The organism is Chitinophaga sedimenti, from assembly GCF_023156195.1.
Classification (GTDB): Bacteria; Bacteroidota; Bacteroidia; order Chitinophagales; family Chitinophagaceae; genus Chitinophaga; species Chitinophaga sedimenti.
Genome location: NZ_JAKUKA010000001.1, coordinates 1,529,302 through 1,547,778, shown reverse-complemented (window position 1 = coordinate 1,547,778; position 18,477 = coordinate 1,529,302). Strand labels below are relative to the sequence as shown.

Here is an 18,477-nt window from a genome sequence, read left to right as displayed (position 1 = left end):
TGTCACAACACACATCTGCATTTTTAAATATTAAAGGGATTTCTACTGCGAGGAAGCGGGCGCGAGCAGTTAAATTCGTACAACCTTGTTTTTGCCCGCCCAGGCGTGCAAAATACCGTACATCAAAATACCTTTTACCTGCTCTTCAATGCCCACTGAAGGTCGTTCGCAGTTAAAACGGTGAAGAATACGCGGAGATATATCCTGTTTGTGGTTGGAAGTGCCGAAAATGAGATCCAGCTTAGGTTTGGGGCCATTTAACAAGGTGTCGAAAAACGCCTTGCTAACGCCCGTATCGTAATGGGGAAACGCAAATACTTTGTAATCGAGGTTAAAACGGTTGGTCACATAATCCACCGAACCCGTGGTTTGTCTTAATTGCTCTTCCAGGGACAAGGGCGGATAATAAGGATGATCTATACTGTGCCCGCCAAGATGAAAACCCTGGTTTACAAGTGATTGTATTTCATCGCTATTTATAAACGGGCGTACGTTCTTCAGATAATCGGTAAAAGAGATGCCCAGCGTCTCCCCCAGCTTATCACAAATTGCCCGGTCACCATATTTGATCCGGTGAAGATGGCGGATCAATGCCTCTACCGGACTACCAGCCGGCTCCTGCAGAATGCGGCGGAATTCGGCCAACGCAGCATCACTGTAAGCGTTCTTTTCAAGCGCATCTATCAATAAGCTGGTCTTGAAATGATAATACATTTCCTTGTTATCAACGAAAGCGGAATTCAGGAAAAATACGGCAGGCAGACCCTTTTTGAGCAACATCGGGGCAATTACTTCTTTAACTTCCCGCAGCCCGTCGTCAAAGGTAAGCAGGAAACTGTTGTCCGGGATTGGCTGCCCGTTCCGCACACAACTCAATATGTCGGGAAGGGAAATCGGTTTGAAGTTCGACGCAAGAAAATCCAGGTCCGCCTCAAACGCTTTCGTCCCTTTCCAGGGATACAGGTGTTTGATATGCGGCACTTCCCCATCGCTTACCAGGTGATGATAAGGTAATATGATATGTCCCCGGTATAGTTTTTTTAATACCGCGAGATTCATCATTTTTACGCCTTGGTAGTAGACTTTCTTCAGGGGGTTCATTGCGTTTGCTCAGATTAAAGTTGCAAAATAAGGCCGCGGGGCTCAAAAAAAACGCTGCATAATATTTTCGGAAAAACATTATGCAGCGTTAACGTCTGTTTAAATCATTTTAGTGACTTCTTACCGGAACAGGCTTTAGCTTAATGATGCCCACGGCATGCATTACTTTCATCACCATAAAAGAAGGATCGAACTCATACCATTTTTTAGCAAAGTTCGGACTGTCTTTAAATTTGTGGTGGTTGTTCTGGAACAATTCACCCATTAGCAAAATACCCCAGGGAGAAGTGTTTTTAGATTTATCACCATTATCAAAATTGCTGTAACCGTATTTGTGACCGCACCAGTTCACCACCGCACCTTGTACAGGCCCGATCAGGAAGTGGATAGGCAGCAGCAGGAACCAGGCCCAGTGCGGCGCGAACACCACGTAAAACGCCACATAGCTCAGCGCAAATACCAGGCGGGTAATGTTATGATCGCCGAAACGGTCCAGCGCATCCCATTCCGGCAGCGGATCTTCGGTAAATTTCTCATCCACAACCGTAGTGCGGGTAGCGAAGCCGTTGTAAATTTTACGGGTAGTTACCATCATAGACCAAACATCTTTGAAGAAGTGCGGCGAATGCGGATCATGTTCCGTGTCGCTGAACTCGTGGTGCATGCGGTGCATGGTACCATAAGCCCGCGGAATCAGGTAAGATGATCCCTGGAAAAACCAGGTGCAAAAGTAAAAGAAACGCTCCCAGCCCTTACTCGTGGTGTACATCTGGTGAGATGCATAACGGTGGAGGAAAAAAGTGTGGAAGAAGAGTGATAAAAACCAGTGCACGCACAGGAAAGTCAGAATCGCAATCATTAGTCCGCTATTCGATGTTTAGAAAATGAAGGGGCAAAGGTACGGCTTATCGATCTAACAAAACGGCCCTATTTGCGTGTTGCGCCACGCTTTTTTGCCATTGGTTGATGTGAATCCGCCACAGGAAAGGCTTACCGTATGCTAACGCGGCGTAACTCCAGCATATTCAATCCATTATTTACCAAACCTTTAACATTTGGCTGCAGCAGGTGCATCACCTGGTCGTAAAACAGCGGTACTATGGGCGCGTCTGCTATTAACAGGCGGTCCATTTGCTGATACAGTTGGTAACGAAGGCTGTCGTTGTTTTCGCGGATAGCCTGTTCGTATAGTTTATCGAACACCGGGTTATTATAACGGGTGTAATTCGGCGGCGCGGGATTTTTACTGTAAAACATAGCGAGATAGCTCTCCGCATCCGGGTAGTCGGCGATCCAGCTGCCGCGGAAAAACGGCACCTGTGACTTGGATACCTGGTCGATCAGTGTGCCCTTCTGAATTATTTCCACCTGTATCGGAATGCCCAGTGCCTGCAGCTGGTTAGCTACGAAATTGGCCATATCCGAATAGTTGGGGATGGACAACAATTTAATGGGCGGCAACCCTTTCCCGTTCGGATAACCAGCGCGGGCCAGCAGCTCCAGCGCTTTAGTCGGATTGAACTCGTAACCCGGAACCTTTACTTCGTCGAACGACGGTAATCCATAGGGCACAAATCCGCTGTTAGCGGGCTTCCCGAGACTGTTACGCAAATAGGTCATCATCTTGCGGCGATCAATGCCGTAGTTGATGGCCTGCCGCAACAGGCGGTGTTTCAAGGGCGAACTTTTTGCCTGCGCATTCGCCGTATCCATCAAAATACCAAAATACTCGGTGTTAAGGAACGAAGGTTTTTCCAGCACGATCTTCCCCTCCCATTCTTTTTTCAGGTTACCTGTTTTCGTCAGCACTTCGTCTTTAAAGGAAGGCTCTACCTCGTTCACGAAATCCAGTTGCTGCTGGCGGAATAAGAGGAACTCCGTGCCTTTGCTGTCCACGAAACTCACCTGCACCGCATCGAGATACGGTAAACGGTTCCCCTGTTCGTCTTTCTCAAAATAGTTCGGATGGCGATGCAGCACCAGCCCCTGCCCTTCATCCCAGAAATGAAACCGGAAAGGCCCGGTACCACAGGGATGTTTGCGGAAGTCTTTTCCATATTTCGCCACCACCTCCTTTGGAACGATCGAGCAATACTGCATGCTCAGGATACCCATAATCGGGTGAAAGGGATGTTGCAACGTGAGCTGAAAGGTAGTATCATCAATAGCTTTGAAACCTGTAGCGGGGTCGATTTTATCGTTAAAGATCCAGGCGCCGGTAGAGGCTACGGCAGGATCCATGACGCGTTTAAAGCTGTACACTACATCGGCGGCCGTCATTTTACGGCCTTTCCCGTTCGGGAACACTTCATTGTCGTGGAAGTATACATCATCCCGTAAATGAAAGGTATATACAAGGCGATCAGGAGAAACATCCCAGCTTTTCGCCAGCGAAGGCACGATGTTGAGAAGGCTGTCCGGCTCCACCAGCGTGTTAAACAGCTGGTGCGCCACCCAGGTAGTGGCCTGCGTTTTCGCAAAAGCGGGATCGAGGGTCGGCAAACCTTCCTGCTGATTGTAGCGGAACACCATTTTGTCGCTCCCCCGCTTTTCTCCGCAACCGGCCAGCAGCAACATGACTAATATCTGTATAGAACCAGCTAATACCTGACGTTTCATTTGCCGTTAAATTAATATCTTTCGGCGAAAATAATCAATAGAAGATGCGAAGCATAGTTTTGTTAGTGGCAGGTTTAGTAGCGGCAATATCCGCCGAAGCACAGCAGTTTACCCGGCAGGATACGCTCCGCGGCACGCTCACAGCGGATCGCAGTTGGTGGGATGTTACGCATTACGACCTGCACGTAAAGGTGTTGCCGCACGACAGCTCCCTTACCGGTAAAAACGTGATCCATTACCGCGTACTGCGACCCTATCAGCTTATGCAGATCGATCTGCAACAACCTATGCAGATCGATAGCGTGGTGCAACTTGGTAAAAACTGAGCTTCACCCGAGAGGGCAATGCATTTTTTGTAAAACTCCGGGAGCCGCAGTTGACCGGCAAAATTCAGCAGCTGGCCGTTTACTTTCATGGTGTGCCGCGTAAAGCCGTACGTGCCCCCTGGGACGGTGGCGTACAATGGAGCCGCGATTCTCTCGGCCGCCCCTGGATTGCCACGGCCTGCCAGGGCCTGGGCGCGAGCGTGTGGTGGCCCAATAAAGATCACCAGAGCGAGGAAGCCGACAGCACGAGCATCACTGTAACGGTTCCGAAAGGTCTTACGGACGTATCTAACGGCCGCCTGCGCAGCAAAAGGACAATGCGGACGGCACCAGCACGTTCCACTGGTTCGTCGGTAATCCGATCAATAATTATGATGTAGCACTGAATATTGGAAATTATACGGAATTCAAAGACATGTACAACGGCGAAAAAGGCCCGCTGGACATGAGCTTCTGGGTAATCGACTACAACCTCAACCGCGCGAAAAAACATTTTGAAGTAGTAAAGCCCATGATGAAATGTTTCGAAAACTGGTTCGGCCCTTATCCTTTTTATGAAGACAGTTACAAACTGGTGGAAACGCCGCACCTGGGCATGGAGCACCAGAGTGCCGTGGCCTATGGCAATAAATATTTGATGGGCTACAGCGGCCGCGATTTGTCTGGTACCGGCTGGGGGTTAAAATGGGATTTCATCATTATCCACGAAACCGGCCATGAATGGTTTGGCAATAATATCACCACGAAAGATATCGCGGATATGTGGGTGCACGAAGGTTTCACCAACTATTCGGAAGTTATTTTCACGCAGTGTGCAGACGGCCTCGAAGCTGCCAACGAATATGCACGCGGCATCCGTAAAAACGTGGCGAACGACATTCCCATCATCGGTAAATATGGCGTGAACAACGAAGGTAGCGGCGACATGTACTACAAGGCCTCTAATATGATCCACACTATTCGCCAGATCATTAATGATGATGAAAAATTTCGCCAGCTGCTGCGTGGGCTGAACAAAACGTTTTATCACAAAACCGTTACCGGCAGGCAGGTACAGGATTACATCAACAGGCAAACGCGCATGAATTTCGACCGGGTGTTTGAGCAGTACTTAACGAAGATCACCATCCCGGAATTTGAATACAAAATAGAAGGAAAAGTACTGAAGTATCGTTGGGTATCGGATGTGAAAGGGTTTAACATGCCGCTCAAAGTAACGCTGCGCGACGGGCAATATTCGTTCATTTATCCGGCGCAAACATGGAAAACATCGGAACTGCAACTCAGCGATCCCGCGAAGTTTACGGTCGATAAAAACTTTTACATCAACATAAAAAATGGGAAATAGTCTTTATTTTTTCAGCAGTTTGAAGGCGTGTGTCCAGCTGCCGGTGCGGAAGCCGTAAGCGTACCACAGTACGCAGAGCGCCTCTATATCCCGCGAAATCTCAATACCACCCATATCTGCAACATCCTGCCAGCCCAGCTTGCTGAGGATTTCCGTTACGGCTTTTTTGGCGAGGTCGTCATTACCGGCAATGAACATCGTAGGCGCGCCTTCTTCCAGCTTTGGCGCCACCATATGAATGTTACCCACGCAATTGAGGGCTTTCACTACGTGGGAGTCGGGCAGCCAGGCCTGCACCTGCTCGCCCGCGGAAGCACTGTTAAGCGCCGCGAAATGGACCCGCCCGTTCTCGTCCGGACCTTTACCGTCCAGCGGATTAGTAACGTCTACGATCACTTTGTTTTTGAAATTCCAGATACCGGCCTGTTCGATCACGTTTTTGGTGCCGGTCCACTGGGTGCATAGTACAATGAGCTCGCCGAAGATACTGGCTTCCTTGAAGGAGCCGAGCTTGTGTTTTTCTTTGTCCTGCTCGCGCCAGGCCTGTAATTCTTCCTTTTGGATGTCGCGGGTGCCGATCATTACGTGGTTGCCTATACGGGAAAGTCCGCCTGCCAGCGTACGCCCAACAACGCCGGAGCCTAAAATTCCAACTTTCATATTCACAGGATTTACATGGAATTTACGAAAAATCCCGGGTGGCAGGCCCGGGATTTAAAAATCTCTATCGCAAATACCCCAAAAACCGCTGCATCCCCTGCCGCTTCGCCGGGGTAAACGGATAACTGATATTCTTCGTATAATACCACGTCAGATCGTAAGTCGGGTATTTATTCTCCGCCACCACCGCAGGGATATTATTCAACCCGATGCTGTTCGCATTGTTGAACTGCTGGATATATTCCACCGGCAGCGGCTTGTTGCTGATCCAGGTCGCAAATACAAAAGGCAGGCTGGTAAAATGCATCCACGCCTCGGCCAGGTCATAGATAAACGGCGAGATCAAGCGTTGCTCCAGTGCCCTGTCGCCAATCACCAAACCCGCGTCCGTACCTTTAATCAGGTGCTCATAACCGCCGGTCGTTTCCACAAATTCGATGTCCAGCTTCCAGTGATTTGCCACCAGCACCTTCAGCAGTGCCACCGATGTACGGCTCTGGTAATCGAGGTAAATACGTTTTATATCATGCAAAGGCACCTCTGAAAACAGGCAAACCGAAGCCACCGGCCCGTCCGCGCCAATACAATAGTCAGAAATGAGATGATACTCTTTCATACGGGGAATAATGGCCACCGGTACAAGCGCCATATCCACCTCTCCCTCAATCAGCTGCCGCGCGATTTTCGCCGGGTAGTCCATCGTCAGTTCGGTGGATTTCATTACTTCATGATCCCTGAAACCATACAATAATGGCTTCGTATTCAGATAACTTACTGCCGCTACTTTTACTTTCCGTTCCAATTTCTGTAATTTTGAGGCCGCAAAAATAACTAATTTACTGTTCCCGGCTTTCAAATACCTTTGCGGAACCGAAAACGGGATACACTACAAACCGGAACAACAATATTTATGCAATTACAAGCCTTAACAGCTATTTCCCCCATCGACGGGCGTTACAGGGGACAATTGGAAGAACTGGCCCCCTATTTTTCTGAATTCGCGCTCATCCGTTACCGGGTGCTCGTGGAAGTGGAGTACTTCATTGCCCTGGCCGATCAGAAACTGTTTACGCTCCCCAAGGGAAAAGCTACGGCTTTGCGCAATATTTACCAGTCCTTTACGGTAGAAAACGCCCAGCTGATCAAGGATACAGAGAAAATTACCAACCACGACGTAAAGGCGGTGGAGTATTTCCTGAAAAATGAACTGAAAAACCTGGGACTGGAAGACAAACTGGAATGGGTACACTTTGGCCTTACCTCGCAGGACGTAAACAATACCGCTACCCCACTCCTCTGGAAAGAAGCCATCGAGAACGTTTATCTCCCCGCCCTCTCCAACCTGGTGCTGCACCTGAAAAAGATGTCGAGCGACTGGAAAAATATCCCGATGCTGGCGCGTACACATGGTCAGCCGGCCTCTCCGACCAAGCTGGGTAAGGAAATTAAGGTGTTCGTGGAACGCCTCGAGGGACAAGTGAAGCTGTTGGGCGATATTCCGTTCGCGGCTAAGTTTGGCGGCGCTACCGGTAACTTCAACGCACATAATATCGCTTTCCCGAAAATCAACTGGGAGAAATTCGGCAACAAGTTCGTAAACACTACGCTGGGCCTGCAACGCATGCAGTTTACCACGCAGATCGAACATTATGACAACCTCGCCGCCCAGTTCGATACGCTGAAGCGCATTAACAATATCCTGATCGACTTTGCCCGCGACGTGTGGACGTACATTTCGATGGACTACTTCAAACAGAAAATCAAGAAGAATGAAGTAGGTTCCTCCGCGATGCCGCATAAGGTGAACCCGATCGACTTCGAGAATGCAGAGGGTAACCTTGGCATGGCAAACGCCCTGTTCGAGCACCTGAGTGCGAAGTTGCCGATTTCCCGCCTCCAGCGCGACCTTACCGATTCTACCGTACTCCGTAACGTAGGCGTGCCGCTGAGCCACAGCATGCTTGCGTTGAAATCACTCGAAAAAGGCATGGGTAAACTGATTTTGAACGAAGCGAAACTGAAAGCTGACCTGGACGCCAACTGGGCCGTGGTAGCGGAAGCCATCCAGACGGTACTGCGCCGCGAAAACTACCCATCCCCTTACGAGGCGCTGAAAGAGCTGACCCGTGGCGGCGAAGCGATTGACCAGAAAATGATCGCGAAATTCATCGATGGGTTAAAGATCAGTGCCTCGCTGAAAAAAGAACTGAAAGCCATTACGCCGCACAACTACACCGGCATCTTCTAAATAATACTTATTGGGCTAACACTTAGTTATCTATTCAGCCGCTGTTGTGTCACTCACTTCAGCGGCTTTTTCTTTACTCCTCCAATACGGCTGTACGATTTACCACCATGTCGGGAAATAAAAATGCGATCGTTACTTTTACCATCACAGCATAACAACTGCTGCATCGCTGCATAAAAAATCCAGGTCAAACGCGACCTGGATTTTTTCCATTTCTAACTATATAGCCTTGTATCAAAAAAATAAATGGGGAACATTCACATGAGTTTCATGAACGCCGGTGTACGAACGTGCCGGTAAGTACACCAGCGTTACATGACATTAAAATTGACCTAAAAGGAAATTCACTCTACTGCTTAGAACGGTGAACCTCTGATAATCAATAATTCAAACTATATACCAAAATTGACTGAATAGTTGTGCTTGCTGATCTCTTCAAAAGATGTGATACGTAGCAGTGCCGGGCATTTCAGCGGCAACAGCTGCGTTTGTATAAAATATTAATAACGTTTTACGCGGTAGCTTTTAGATGTTTTCGTATCATCGTTCCCGTAGAAATACGACAACAGTCTGTATACCCAAATAGCACCAACGATTAAAAAGAAGTAAGTAACGAATGTGTTCATAAATTTGATTTTAAAGGGGTTCTCCGGCTTTCAGTCATTGCGTATATGTTAAAACGTTCGGCCGGTGATAAATACTGGCAAATAGTATGACAGCATTCATCCAATTGATGAATAATAAAACGGTTAAAACAATCTTGACGGCTAAATCCCTAAAAACGTAAAATGACTCTCGAAAGCTCCGTACATCAAGCCGCTGCGGGCATGTACAAGACGTGTATTAATCTTTAATTTCCGTAATTGCTGACAACTGGTTTCCTTTACTTACCTGGTAATACCGCGCCAGTTTGGGGTTGAGCGTTTGCAGCTGTATAGTGTGCAAACATATTTCTCCTTCAAGCGCCACGGGTATCATTCTCAGTGGTGTATACGTTTCGTCAAAAATGGTTACCTGCGCTAATCCTTCCTCCCGGTCAAAACACTTCAACTCCAGCCTTAAAGCGCCTTTCTGAGCTTCGCGCTGCTGCACGAACATCGTTTGCGGCGTTGCTTTTTGCGCATGCAAAACGCTTGGTTCGCCGGTGGCGTGCAATGCAAGAATGAGTATATTCCAGATAATCATAAGAACCTTTTTTGGGTCATGAGTACTGAATGATCAGTTTGAAGGTTCTTGCAGAGGAATGATTAACGATAACAGTACAAATGTATGGCGGTAAAATTTAATTACAATTATTTCACATGCTTTTCATTGTTAACTGGATGTTAAGGTCTGATAATGATCTCTGTGTCAGGAGAATACATCAACCAAATGCGTTATATCATATTGATGTTTTTCACCAAATGTGATAGCAATAATATCGAAGCGGATATCGTCAGCGCCGCCGTTCATTTGCTCGAGGTAGCGTGCGGCAGCGCGTTCCAGCACTTGTTGTTTATGTGCGCTCACCGCTTCTTCGGGCCAGCCATATAAACTATTACTGCGTGTTTTTACTTCTGTAAAGATGATCAGTTGCCCGTGCCGCGATACGATGTCGATCTCCATTTTACCACTCCGCCAGTTGGTGTGCAGGATGATATGGCCCGCTCCGCGCAGGAAGGCCGCTGCCATCTCCTCTCCTTTTTTACCGAGTTCATGATGAGAAGCCATCTTCTTTTTCTATTTTTACAACCTTAATTACCCGGAACAAAAACTTGACAGGCATGGAAAACAAAAAGCTGTTTTTATTAAAAGGAAAGGTACAACATTATGCCTGGGGCGGATACGACTACATTCCGCAATTACTGAATATTACGCCGAACGGGCAGCCCAGCGCAGAATACTGGATGGGCGCACACGTGAGCGCACCCTCCGTAATCGCCACTGCTAACGGTGATACCACGCTCGACCAACTCGTAGCCGCCAATCCGCAACAAGTGTTGGGCGCAGCTACGCAATCGCGTTTTGGTGAGCTGCCTTACCTCTTTAAAATTCTCGACGTTAAAGATATGCTCTCCATCCAGGTGCACCCCACCAAGTCGGAAGCAGAAAAAGGATTCGCCCGCGAAAATGAAGCAGGCATTCCATTAAACGCGCCAAATCGTAATTATAAGGACGCAAACCATAAGCCCGAAATCATGGTGGCCCTTGGTGAGTTCTGGCTCCTGCACGGTTTTTTACCGGAAGATAAGTTAACAGCGGTGCTGGCCAATGTGCCTGCATTTAATTTCCTCACCCCCATCTTCGAAAAGGAAGGTTATTTCGGTTTATATAAAAGGTAATGGAAATGCCGCAGGAGGAAGTAAACACCATCCTGCGCCCGCTCGCTGAAAAGGCGCTGGCGGATTACAAAGCTGGTACGCTCGCCAAATCCGATCCCGCCTTCTGGACAGGCCGCGCGGTAGCCAACGACCCGGCGGGCTTTGACCGGCTCGATCGCGGTATCTTCTCGATCTACTTCTTTAATATTATGCAGGTACAGGAAGGCGATGCCGTGTTCCGGACGCAGGTATTCCGCACGCTTACCTCGAGGGACAAAACGTGGAGCTGATGGCTAACTCGGACAACGTACTGCGTGGCGGTCTTACTCCGAAACACATCGACGTGCCCGAGCTGCTGAAGCACACCCGCTTCGAAGCCGTACACCCTGTAATTGTAAAAGGAGTGCCTGCCGCTGATAAGGCGGAGTTTATCTACCCCTCGCCTGCCCCCGACTTCCAGGTGAGCCGTATTGTACTGGCTGCCGGCGAAACCTACCAGCATACCAGCACTGCCGCCGAGATCCTCATCCTGATGAGCGGCGCGGCTACGGTAGCAGGTTCGGATACGCTGGAGCTGGTTAAAGGACAGTGCGCATTTGTCGCATTTGGCGAGCAATACAGCGTAACCGCTTCTGCCTCAACCGTTATCTTTAAGGCGGGCGTTCCGGCCTAAAGGTTTTTTACCTACATTTGTATAGAATTCTTGTTATACATGAAGAAAGAAACTGCATCCCACTTAGTATTGATTGCTGCCCTAGTGTTCATCAGCGCTCTCGGCCGACTGATTACCAACCACATGGCGATCTATAACTTTACCGCGATTGGCGCCAGCGCCCTGTTTTCCGGTATCGTGATCAAAGACAAACGCCTGGCTTACCTGGTGCCCCTGGGCGCTATGTTGCTGAGCGACCTGTTCCTTGAACTGTTCACCAACATCAAAGGCTTCTATGGTATTGGCATGGCGTTTAACTACGGCGCTTTCATGCTGGTAACCTGGATCGGTACCCAGATGAGGAAGGTAAACGCTTTGCGCGTATTCCTCGCCGCCATCGGTTCCGGCCTGCTGTTTTTCCTGATCTCGAACTTCGGTACCGGGCGTTTGAGAATATTTACCCGAAAACGGCTGCCGGCCTGGTACAGTGCTACACTGCTGCCATTCCGTTCTACCAGAAAGGTAACATGTTCAGCAGCTTTTTCCTGAACACCATTATGAGCAATGTATTTTACAGCGCGTTCCTGTTCGCAGCTTACGAGCTGCTGCAGCCGGTGTTTAGCCGTCCCGCTGAAGCGGACAAGCAACTTGCCTAGTAAGTTTGTTGTATATAAAACAGCCCCTGCGGTATTAACTGCAGGGGCTGTTTCTATTTTATGCGAGGTAATTCTACTGTAATGCCGATGTTAGTTCATTTTCAAGGCTGTGCAAGGGCTTTCCTATCCCATACGAAAGCTGATAAATGGCCATACAGCAGCTACATCCTAACAACATCTTTCGCTGATCCTTCGCTCATCCTACGTTCAATCGGCCGTGGCAAAGGTTTTAGCGTAAGATGAGCGAAGGATCAGCGAAGGAAGCAGCCAGGATGCTGCCAGGCATACCGAACTGCGGGTGTAAAACCTAAATTCGGATTATCTACCAGGGTGTAAACCTATCTTAGGACGTGACAAGGACGTGACAGGCGTACCGAACCTACACTGAACCATCACCCAACCATCACTGAACCATCAAAGACGGCTCTTAAGTTCGGTAATTTCTTTCTGTAACCCCTCGTTCGCCGCTTTCAGTTTGTCCAGTTCTTTCTGGTGTTCAATCAGGTAGAGGGATAGCTCTTCTACCTTTTGCAGTAACTGTTTGTTAATGTCTCCCAGGTCGACGCCTTCTTTTACAACAGTCTGTTCGTCAGGTATTTCCGGAAGGTGATGATGTTTTTAACGAACTGCTCAAGTTCGTAGAGGCCCATCAGTTTGTAGTCGTCTTTGAATACGTAATCGGGCCAGCCGGTGGCGGTGACTTTGACTTTTTGGCGCCTACCGTGCCGGCGACAGAGAGTTCATATATGGGATTGAGCGTGCCAATCCCCACGTTGCCTCCCACTAGTGCAATGTTGCCGCCGTGTTCTTTTGCAATCTCAAGGTTGTTCGCGGTTGATACGCCGAAATAGGCGGTTCGTTTTGTGGGGTCGAGGAACTGCATGTAGGCCCAGCTGTTGGTTTCAGTGGTCTGGAGGGTCAGGAGATCGTCGTCAGCATGTGACAGGAACAATTTACCATTTACGTTCTGCAATCCCGTGCTGGTAAGTAGTTTAGTCCATGGATGCAAGGTGTTTACCCCTTGCGTACCCTGACGATAAAATAAACCCTCATCAATGAAGCCAAACTGATGAATATTGTTGCCGGAAACGTCGGCCCAGGGGGCGATGGTTAATTGCCCGCCAAACAGACTCGTGCCGGAAATTCCCATAGCTGTCCGGAGCTTAAACTCTCCCCGTATTTCCTGGTTATATTCATTCGGGGAGCTGCTGTAATTCCGTGTGTCATTTATTTGCACATACGTCGATTGGGAAAACGCAATTTCCCCCGCCAGCAAGCCAGCCGTTAACAAAACAATTCGTTTCGTCATCATAATGTATAGGTATTTAATTGGTTAACAATTTCGTGCAACCGCACGCATTGAATATACGCAGTTAATATTATTTATCCTCCCACTGCAAAAAGTGATACTGCTCATGCTGCACCTTCACATACCCCGGCAACACCAACGTCGCGCTAAACAAGGGACAATCCATCACCACCGTATGAAACTCCCCGTTCTCGCCACATACATCCACCCCAATCGCCTCCAGGTCGGCTACCAGTTGCCTGTCCATCACCCTGCCCAGAAAGTCCGGGCCCATAGTGGTGTTGCACGATACGATCATCGTTTTAATGCCGGCGTCCAGCATTTGCATCACCAGTTCCTTTCTATCCTGTTGCCACAGTGGCAATATCGCCTGTAGGCCCGCTTTCGCGCATACCATTTCTTCCCAGTCGCGGTGCGCCTGCAGGTCAATGTCGCCGAACACCGCGGCGTCCAGGTTATAGTTGGTTTTCAGCTCCTGCAAAGCATTCACGAAATGTTTTTCGTATTCCTGCCAGGAAGACGGGATGTTGCGCATCGGAATCCCCATAGCGGCGGCCTGTTGCTGTAATATAGCGGCGGGAAGCGCATGTGAACGGGAGATACGGCCATTTTCGTTCATGACATTAAGCAACACAGCAGGCACATGGCCTGCTGCGATACTTTGCATCATTGCAAAACAACTGTCTTTGCCCCCGCTCCACGAAACAAGTGTTTTCATGTTTGAGGCGATATGTTTAAATGTTAATCGTCGAGTTTCAGTACGGCGAGGAACGCTTCCTGCGGTACCTCTACGGACCCGATCTGGCGCATTCTTTTCTTACCTTCTTTCTGTTTTTCCAGCAGTTTACGTTTACGGGAGATGTCACCGCCATAACATTTTGCGGTTACGTCTTTGCGCATCGCGCTGATGGTTTCCCTGGCCACGATCTTAGCGCCGATAGCAGCCTGGATCGCGATCATGAACTGTTGACGGGGCAGCAGTTCCTTCAGTTTAGACACCAGTTTACGACCGAAGTCGTTCGCACGGCTGCGGTGGATCAATGCGCTAAGGGCATCCACTTTTTCGCCGTTCAGCAGGATATCCATTTTAGCAATATCCGACTCGCGGTAGTCGATCGGGTGGTAATCGAACGAGGCGTAACCACGGGTGTTAGACTTCAGTTTATCATAGAAGTCGAACACGATTTCGGCCAGCGGCATTTCGAAGATGAGTTCCACACGGGTGGTGGTAAGGTAGCTTTGGTTAATGAGCAGACCGCGTTTACCGAGGCACAGCGTCATAATGTTACCAATATATTCCGGCAGCGTGATGATCTGCGCGCGGATAAAAGGTTCTTCGATTTTGTCCATTTTCGTGGGGTCCGGCATTTCTGACGGGTTGTTCACGATGCTCTTTTTGCCTTTGGAGTCGTAAGCTACGAAGCTCACGTTCGGCACGGTAGTGATCACCGTTTGGTTAAACTCCCTTTCGAGTCGTTCCCGGATGATCTCCATGTGCAGCATACCGAGGAAGCCGCAACGGAAACCGAAACCCAGTGCCTGGGAAGTTTCTGTCTCGAAGGTGAGCGAGGCGTCGTTCAGCTGGAGTTTCTCCATACATTCGCGCAGTTCCTCGAAGTCATCGGTCACCACGGGGAAGATACCCGCGAATACCATCGGCTTCACCTCTTCAAAACCTTTAATGCCTTCGCCGGGGCGTGCCACGTGGGTGATGGTATCGCCCACTTTCACTTCCTTCGCGTTTTTGATACCGGTAATGATGTATCCCACGTCGCCGGTAGATACCTCACCTTTCGGCTCGAGGCCCAGTTTGAGGATGCCCACCTCGTCCGCTTCATACTCCTGGTCGGTGTTTACAAATTTGATCTTATCGCCCTTCTTGATCACGCCGTTATACACGCGGAAGTAAGCGATAATGCCACGGAAAGAGTTGAATACGCTATCGAACAGCAGCGCCTGTAGCGGAGCTTCCGGATCGCCGGAAGGTGCAGGAATGCGGGCTACGATAGCCTCTAATATTTCTTCGATGCCGATACCGGTTTTGCCGGACGCCAGCAGGATGTCTTCTTCTTACAACCGATAAGCTCCATGATCTGGTCCTTTACTTCGGGGATCATGGCGCCTTCCATGTCGATTTTGTTGATAACGGGGATGATTTCCAGGTCGTTATCGAGCGCCAGGTAGAGGTTGGAGATGGTTTGCGCCTGGATACCCTGCGCGGCGTCTACCAGCAGCAGCGCACCTTCACAGGCGGCCAGCGCACGGGATACTTCATAGCTGAAGTCCACGTGACCGGGAGTGTCAATCAGGTTAAAGGTATATTTCTCCTTGCCCACGATATAGGTCATCTGGATCGCGTGGCTCTTGATAGTAATGCCTTTTTCACGCTCCAGGTCCATATCGTCCAATACCTGCGCCTGCATATCGCGCTGCGAAATGGTTTTGGTGTGCTCCAGTAAACGGTCGGCCAAGGTGCTTTTACCATGGTCGATATGCGCAATGATGCAAAAATTACGGATATTCTTCATAAATGTTACAGTGAGGCGGCTCAGAGTACGCTTTCTTACATCTTCTTAAAACAACCTCTTTCAAAGCGCAAAGGTATTTAAATTTTGTTATTATTAAATAAGAGGCAAGTGGCTATTTCCCCTATTTAGCTACATTTATCATAAAAAGTTAACATGGAACTGCAGGAACAATTTGAAGCCGCCGTAGCCGCCAGTAAAACCCTGGCGGAAAAACCCGATAATGATACCCTTTTACAGATTTACTCGCTTTATAAACAGGCTACAGAAGGCGATGTAAACGTGGAAGCGCCCGCCAATCCCTTCGATTTCGTGGCCCGCGCCAAACACGATGCCTGGTCCGGGCTCAAAGGAAAGGATAAAACGGCGGCCATGCAGGAATATGTGGCGCTGATCGACCGCCTCCGCGGCAAATCGTAGTTTTCTGTTTACAATCATTACTTTTGTGGAGTATGGTACCGGGATTTACGATCAGCGAAAGATCACAGCATTATTTGTCACTCGAAGAACAGTATGGCGCCCACAATTATCACCCGTTACCGGTGGTGTTGGAGCGGGGCGAAGGCGTTTTTTTATGGGATGTGGATGGCAAACGTTATTACGATTTCCTGTCCGGCTACTCCGCCGTCAACCAGGGCCATTGCCATCCCAAGATCATACAATCGCTTATTTTACAGGCACAGAAACTCACACTTACGTCCCGCGCATTCCACAGCGATATGCTGGGTGAATACGCACGATATATAACGGATTACTTCGGGTACGATAAAGTGCTGCCGATGAATACCGGCGTGGAAGCCGTGGAAACCGCCCTCAAACTTTGCCGCCGCTGGGGGTACATGGTAAAGGGTATCCCGGAGAATCAGGCAAAGATCATCATCTGCGCCAACAACTTCCACGGACGTACGCTAAACGTAATTTCCTTCAGCACCGATCCGGCCGCCCGCTCACAGTTCGGCCCTTTTATGCCGGGGTATGAAATCATTCCTTATAATAATTTACCGGCGCTGGAAAAGGCTTTACAGGATAAAAACGTGGCCGGCTTCCTAGTGGAGCCCATCCAGGGTGAAGCAGGCGTCGTGGTACCCGACGAAGGTTTCCTCAGCAAAGCACGCCAGTACTGCAGCGATGCAAAGGTATTGTTCATGGCCGACGAGATCCAGACGGGACTTGCCCGTACCGGTAAAATGCTGGCCTGCGATCATGAAAACGTCCGGCCCGATATCCTCATCCCGGGTAAAGCCCTCTCCGGTGGTGTGCTGCCGGTAGCAGCTGTGCTGGCAGACGATGAGATCATGCTCACCATTAAACCGGGCGAACATGGCTCTACCTACGGTGGTAATCCGCTCGCTTGTAAAGTAGCTATTACCGCACTGGGCGTATTAAAGGAAGAGAAAATGGCGGAAAACGCCGTAACCATGGGCGAACTGCTCCGCCAGGCATCCGCGATATACAGTCCCCGCACGTTTCGCTGGTGCGCGGTAAAGGTTTGCTCAACGCCATCGTGATAAAACACCACCATGCAGATGCGGCCTGGGATTTGTGTCTTGCTTTAAAAGAAAACGGCCTGCTGGCCAAACCGACGCATGGCGATAAGATCCGCTTTGCGCCGCCTTTAACGATCAATGCTTCACAAGTGCAGGAATGCGTGGGCATTATTGCACGCAGCCTCGAAATATTAGACTAACCCAATGACGAAACAAGACAAAGCTATCCGCAGCACGGGCTGGAGAACTGATTTCCTGCTGGGTTTCCCGGACGGCATCCTCGTAATATTATTCAGCTCGCAGCTGCTGTACGACAAGATGCCGGTACAGGACTTCTACTATATCCACTTTGTGATCCTTGCCGCGGTCACTGCCCTGTTCATCGTGACCACGTTCTTCGCCAACCGCGGTGCGGCAGACCACGAAGACGGTGTACTCACAGCCGATGAGCGACAGAAATTGCAAAAGCTGGACATTTCAGAGCAAGTTATTACCCATATCGGGGAAGAAATGGCGGCTGACCAGAAAAAGTGGGAAGATATGCTGGTAAAGGAAGAAGTAAAAGAAGTAGCGTATCACCCACCCAGCGCGTTCCGCAGCGCAATACTGACGGGCGTGTTTTTCCTGCTCGGCGGCATTTTGCCCTTATTCCCTTTCTTCCCGGATGAAAATTTTGAAAATGCATCGCAGGCAGGCTTAACGAGCGGGCTCCTCTCCCTGCTGGTATTTGCCTACATCAAAGCACGTATGACAAAGCAACGCCCCATCCCGATGGCGATCCGTCATATGCTGATCGGCGGCGCCGTAGTACTGGGCGTTTACATTATTTCCACTGCCCGGAACCTGGCTTAGGCCTTTTTACTTTCTGGAACAATACACAAATTAATACAAGAAATGCTCCCCCTACGGACAGGAACAATCCTGCTTCGCGGTGGGGGCATTCGCCCATTTCGCAGCGGGAGAACAGTAGCATGTTGCGGAACGACCACGCGGTGAGGAAGGTGGCGCAGAACAAATTGGCGAGGATAGCCGGACGTTTCCGGAAGAAGAACAGCATACAGGCGATAGAGAAAGCAATGTTCAGCACGGCAGGTTCACCGAATGACGAGCCTTTGGTATCCAGCCCTGTGAATACGAGGTTCTTACTTTCGATCGTCACCCAGGGAAAGAAGGCGCTGATTATCACGATGATGGCTGCTGCAACTCCGGTAATACTTAATTTCGACATAATGCTGTTTGTTCTGGG

The 18,477-nt window shown here is 49.4% G+C and carries 27 protein-coding genes; 13 read left to right on the top strand and 14 right to left on the bottom strand.

Going from position 1 to position 18,477, the window contains the following annotated elements; translation table 11 throughout:
• Nucleotides 1-69 precede the first annotated feature (69 nt).
• The 3 genes from MKQ70_RS08800 to MKQ70_RS08790 form a co-directional block, all read right to left on the bottom strand.
• Complete coding sequence (locus MKQ70_RS08800; RefSeq protein ID WP_248069989.1) at nt 70-1,101, bottom strand: polysaccharide deacetylase family protein; 1,032 nt, start codon at nt 1,099-1,101, stop codon at nt 70-72.
• A gap of 109 nt (nt 1,102-1,210) precedes the next feature.
• Nucleotides 1,211-1,960 (bottom strand): acyl-CoA desaturase, encoded by a 750-nt coding sequence (locus MKQ70_RS08795; RefSeq protein WP_248069987.1) that lies wholly within the window; start codon nt 1,958-1,960, stop codon nt 1,211-1,213.
• 131 nt (nt 1,961-2,091) lie between these two features.
• On the bottom strand, nt 2,092-3,720 hold the full coding sequence (locus MKQ70_RS08790; protein WP_248069985.1) for an ABC transporter substrate-binding protein: 1,629 nt from the start codon (nt 3,718-3,720) through the stop codon (nt 2,092-2,094).
• A gap of 44 nt (nt 3,721-3,764) precedes the next feature.
• On the opposite strand from MKQ70_RS08790, the gene MKQ70_RS08785 reads away from it, so the two are divergent.
• The 3 genes from MKQ70_RS08785 to MKQ70_RS08775 are packed head-to-tail and all read left to right on the top strand — an operon-like array spanning nt 3,765 to nt 5,394.
• Nucleotides 3,765-4,046: a hypothetical protein gene (locus MKQ70_RS08785; protein WP_248069983.1), complete on the top strand. Its 282-nt coding sequence runs from the start codon at nt 3,765-3,767 to the stop codon at nt 4,044-4,046.
• Between the two features lie 50 nt (nt 4,047-4,096).
• Nucleotides 4,097-4,426, top strand: a complete 330-nt coding sequence (locus MKQ70_RS08780; protein WP_248069981.1) for a hypothetical protein — start codon at nt 4,097-4,099, stop codon at nt 4,424-4,426.
• A gap of 35 nt (nt 4,427-4,461) precedes the next feature.
• Nucleotides 4,462-5,394: a M1 family aminopeptidase gene (locus tag MKQ70_RS08775; protein ID WP_248069979.1), complete on the top strand. Its 933-nt coding sequence runs from the start codon at nt 4,462-4,464 to the stop codon at nt 5,392-5,394.
• A gap of 3 nt (nt 5,395-5,397) precedes the next feature.
• Here the strand turns inward: MKQ70_RS08775 and MKQ70_RS08770 are convergent, their stop codons facing one another.
• Both MKQ70_RS08770 and MKQ70_RS08765 read right to left on the bottom strand, forming a co-directional pair.
• The gene (locus MKQ70_RS08770; RefSeq protein ID WP_248069978.1) at nt 5,398-6,054 is read right to left on the bottom strand and encodes an NADPH-dependent F420 reductase; all 657 of its coding nucleotides are present in this window, start codon (nt 6,052-6,054) and stop codon (nt 5,398-5,400) included.
• A 64-nt stretch (nt 6,055-6,118) separates the two neighbouring features.
• Nucleotides 6,119-6,856, bottom strand: a complete 738-nt coding sequence (locus MKQ70_RS08765) for a menaquinone biosynthetic enzyme MqnA/MqnD family protein (protein WP_248069977.1) — start codon at nt 6,854-6,856, stop codon at nt 6,119-6,121.
• A gap of 108 nt (nt 6,857-6,964) precedes the next feature.
• Here MKQ70_RS08765 and purB point away from each other — a divergent pair, with 108 nt between their 5' ends.
• On the top strand, nt 6,965-8,302 hold the full coding sequence (purB, locus tag MKQ70_RS08760; RefSeq protein WP_248069976.1) for an adenylosuccinate lyase: 1,338 nt from the start codon (nt 6,965-6,967) through the stop codon (nt 8,300-8,302).
• Between the two features lie 53 nt (nt 8,303-8,355).
• Here purB and MKQ70_RS08755 read toward each other — a convergent pair whose 3' ends face one another.
• From MKQ70_RS08755 to MKQ70_RS08745, 4 genes are all read right to left on the bottom strand, one after another.
• Nucleotides 8,356-8,493 carry a hypothetical protein gene (locus tag MKQ70_RS08755; RefSeq protein WP_248069975.1) on the bottom strand — a complete coding sequence of 46 codons (138 nt, stop codon included), beginning with the start codon at nt 8,491-8,493 and terminating at the stop codon, nt 8,356-8,358.
• Between the two features lie 309 nt (nt 8,494-8,802).
• On the bottom strand, nt 8,803-8,928 hold the full coding sequence (locus tag MKQ70_RS38000; RefSeq protein ID WP_282456283.1) for a hypothetical protein: 126 nt from the start codon (nt 8,926-8,928) through the stop codon (nt 8,803-8,805).
• 217 nt (nt 8,929-9,145) lie between these two features.
• Complete coding sequence (locus tag MKQ70_RS08750) at nt 9,146-9,487, bottom strand: hypothetical protein (protein WP_248069974.1); 342 nt, start codon at nt 9,485-9,487, stop codon at nt 9,146-9,148.
• A 165-nt stretch (nt 9,488-9,652) separates the two neighbouring features.
• A complete protein-coding gene (locus MKQ70_RS08745; protein ID WP_248069973.1) occupies nt 9,653-10,012 on the bottom strand; it encodes a YraN family protein in 360 nt (119 codons plus the stop codon).
• A gap of 53 nt (nt 10,013-10,065) precedes the next feature.
• On the opposite strand from MKQ70_RS08745, the gene manA reads away from it, so the two are divergent.
• From manA to MKQ70_RS41090, 5 genes are read left to right on the top strand one after another with little or no spacing between them, the layout of a single operon-like run.
• On the top strand, nt 10,066-10,623 hold the full coding sequence (manA, locus tag MKQ70_RS08740) for a mannose-6-phosphate isomerase, class I (protein WP_248069972.1): 558 nt from the start codon (nt 10,066-10,068) through the stop codon (nt 10,621-10,623).
• Nucleotides 10,623-10,892: a cupin domain-containing protein gene (locus MKQ70_RS08735; protein WP_248069971.1), complete on the top strand. Its 270-nt coding sequence runs from the start codon at nt 10,623-10,625 to the stop codon at nt 10,890-10,892. Before manA ends, MKQ70_RS08735 begins: the two co-directional genes overlap by 1 nt.
• Complete coding sequence (locus MKQ70_RS08730) at nt 10,892-11,275, top strand: cupin domain-containing protein (RefSeq protein WP_248069970.1); 384 nt, start codon at nt 10,892-10,894, stop codon at nt 11,273-11,275. The genes MKQ70_RS08735 and MKQ70_RS08730 overlap by 1 nt, the downstream gene beginning before the upstream one ends.
• Before the next feature lie 39 nt (nt 11,276-11,314).
• Nucleotides 11,315-11,803 (top strand): DUF6580 family putative transport protein, encoded by a 489-nt coding sequence (locus MKQ70_RS08725; protein ID WP_248069969.1) that lies wholly within the window; start codon nt 11,315-11,317, stop codon nt 11,801-11,803.
• On the top strand, nt 11,710-11,910 hold the full coding sequence (locus MKQ70_RS41090) for a DUF6580 family putative transport protein (protein ID WP_308199437.1): 201 nt from the start codon (nt 11,710-11,712) through the stop codon (nt 11,908-11,910). The genes MKQ70_RS08725 and MKQ70_RS41090 overlap by 94 nt, the downstream gene beginning before the upstream one ends.
• A gap of 649 nt (nt 11,911-12,559) precedes the next feature.
• Here MKQ70_RS41090 and MKQ70_RS08720 read toward each other — a convergent pair.
• From MKQ70_RS08720 to MKQ70_RS43230, 4 genes are all read right to left on the bottom strand, one after another.
• The gene (locus MKQ70_RS08720) at nt 12,560-13,222 is read right to left on the bottom strand and encodes a hypothetical protein (RefSeq protein ID WP_248069968.1); all 663 of its coding nucleotides are present in this window, start codon (nt 13,220-13,222) and stop codon (nt 12,560-12,562) included.
• 67 nt (nt 13,223-13,289) lie between these two features.
• On the bottom strand, nt 13,290-13,937 hold the full coding sequence (locus MKQ70_RS08715) for a Dph6-related ATP pyrophosphatase (protein ID WP_248069967.1): 648 nt from the start codon (nt 13,935-13,937) through the stop codon (nt 13,290-13,292).
• Nucleotides 13,938-13,960: 23 nt separating this feature from the next.
• On the bottom strand, nt 13,961-15,226 hold the full coding sequence (gene lepA, locus MKQ70_RS08710) for a translation elongation factor 4 (RefSeq protein WP_308199436.1): 1,266 nt from the start codon (nt 15,224-15,226) through the stop codon (nt 13,961-13,963).
• Nucleotides 15,227-15,231: 5 nt separating this feature from the next.
• Nucleotides 15,232-15,747, bottom strand: a complete 516-nt coding sequence (locus MKQ70_RS43230) for a GTP-binding protein (RefSeq protein ID WP_282456278.1) — start codon at nt 15,745-15,747, stop codon at nt 15,232-15,234.
• 153 nt (nt 15,748-15,900) lie between these two features.
• Here MKQ70_RS43230 and MKQ70_RS08705 point away from each other — a divergent pair, with 153 nt between their 5' ends.
• The 4 genes from MKQ70_RS08705 to MKQ70_RS08695 are packed head-to-tail and all read left to right on the top strand — an operon-like array spanning nt 15,901 to nt 18,083.
• A complete protein-coding gene (locus tag MKQ70_RS08705; RefSeq protein WP_248069966.1) occupies nt 15,901-16,164 on the top strand; it encodes an acyl-CoA-binding protein in 264 nt (87 codons plus the stop codon).
• 32 nt (nt 16,165-16,196) lie between these two features.
• Complete coding sequence (gene rocD / locus MKQ70_RS08700; protein ID WP_282456276.1) at nt 16,197-17,252, top strand: ornithine--oxo-acid transaminase; 1,056 nt, start codon at nt 16,197-16,199, stop codon at nt 17,250-17,252.
• Nucleotides 17,249-17,431: a hypothetical protein gene (locus MKQ70_RS37985; RefSeq protein ID WP_308198970.1), complete on the top strand. Its 183-nt coding sequence runs from the start codon at nt 17,249-17,251 to the stop codon at nt 17,429-17,431. Before rocD ends, MKQ70_RS37985 begins: the two co-directional genes overlap by 4 nt.
• Nucleotides 17,432-17,435: 4 nt before the next feature.
• Nucleotides 17,436-18,083, top strand: a complete 648-nt coding sequence (locus tag MKQ70_RS08695) for a VIT1/CCC1 transporter family protein (protein WP_248069965.1) — start codon at nt 17,436-17,438, stop codon at nt 18,081-18,083.
• Here the strand turns inward: MKQ70_RS08695 and MKQ70_RS08690 are convergent.
• Nucleotides 18,055-18,459 (bottom strand): hypothetical protein, encoded by a 405-nt coding sequence (locus MKQ70_RS08690; RefSeq protein ID WP_248069964.1) that lies wholly within the window; start codon nt 18,457-18,459, stop codon nt 18,055-18,057. The genes MKQ70_RS08695 and MKQ70_RS08690 overlap by 29 nt on opposite strands.
• Between the last annotated feature and the right edge of the window lie 18 nt (nt 18,460-18,477).

Coding starts and splice junctions, on each gene's coding strand:
- MKQ70_RS08695 (WP_248069965.1), top strand. CDS start 17,436: ATGACGAAACAAGACAAAGCTATCCGCAGCACGGGCTGGAGAACTGAT.
- MKQ70_RS08750 (WP_248069974.1), bottom strand. CDS start 9,487: ATGATTATCTGGAATATACTCATTCTTGCATTGCACGCCACCGGCGAA.
- MKQ70_RS08785 (WP_248069983.1), top strand. CDS start 3,765: ATGCGAAGCATAGTTTTGTTAGTGGCAGGTTTAGTAGCGGCAATATCC.
- manA (WP_248069972.1), top strand. CDS start 10,066: ATGGAAAACAAAAAGCTGTTTTTATTAAAAGGAAAGGTACAACATTAT.
- MKQ70_RS08800 (WP_248069989.1), bottom strand. CDS start 1,101: ATGAACCCCCTGAAGAAAGTCTACTACCAAGGCGTAAAAATGATGAAT.
- MKQ70_RS08775 (WP_248069979.1), top strand. CDS start 4,462: ATGTACAACGGCGAAAAAGGCCCGCTGGACATGAGCTTCTGGGTAATC.
- MKQ70_RS08745 (WP_248069973.1), bottom strand. CDS start 10,012: ATGGCTTCTCATCATGAACTCGGTAAAAAAGGAGAGGAGATGGCAGCG.
- MKQ70_RS08730 (WP_248069970.1), top strand. CDS start 10,892: ATGGCTAACTCGGACAACGTACTGCGTGGCGGTCTTACTCCGAAACAC.
- MKQ70_RS08795 (WP_248069987.1), bottom strand. CDS start 1,960: ATGATTGCGATTCTGACTTTCCTGTGCGTGCACTGGTTTTTATCACTC.
- MKQ70_RS08705 (WP_248069966.1), top strand. CDS start 15,901: ATGGAACTGCAGGAACAATTTGAAGCCGCCGTAGCCGCCAGTAAAACC.
- MKQ70_RS38000 (WP_282456283.1), bottom strand. CDS start 8,928: ATGAACACATTCGTTACTTACTTCTTTTTAATCGTTGGTGCTATTTGG.
- MKQ70_RS08790 (WP_248069985.1), bottom strand. CDS start 3,720: ATGAAACGTCAGGTATTAGCTGGTTCTATACAGATATTAGTCATGTTG.
- rocD (WP_282456276.1), top strand. CDS start 16,197: ATGGTACCGGGATTTACGATCAGCGAAAGATCACAGCATTATTTGTCA.
- MKQ70_RS08720 (WP_248069968.1), bottom strand. CDS start 13,222: ATGATGACGAAACGAATTGTTTTGTTAACGGCTGGCTTGCTGGCGGGG.
- MKQ70_RS43230 (WP_282456278.1), bottom strand. CDS start 15,747: ATGAAGAATATCCGTAATTTTTGCATCATTGCGCATATCGACCATGGT.
- purB (WP_248069976.1), top strand. CDS start 6,965: ATGCAATTACAAGCCTTAACAGCTATTTCCCCCATCGACGGGCGTTAC.
- MKQ70_RS08690 (WP_248069964.1), bottom strand. CDS start 18,459: ATGTCGAAATTAAGTATTACCGGAGTTGCAGCAGCCATCATCGTGATA.
- MKQ70_RS08735 (WP_248069971.1), top strand. CDS start 10,623: ATGGAAATGCCGCAGGAGGAAGTAAACACCATCCTGCGCCCGCTCGCT.
- MKQ70_RS08770 (WP_248069978.1), bottom strand. CDS start 6,054: ATGAAAGTTGGAATTTTAGGCTCCGGCGTTGTTGGGCGTACGCTGGCA.
- MKQ70_RS08715 (WP_248069967.1), bottom strand. CDS start 13,937: ATGAAAACACTTGTTTCGTGGAGCGGGGGCAAAGACAGTTGTTTTGCA.
- MKQ70_RS08725 (WP_248069969.1), top strand. CDS start 11,315: ATGAAGAAAGAAACTGCATCCCACTTAGTATTGATTGCTGCCCTAGTG.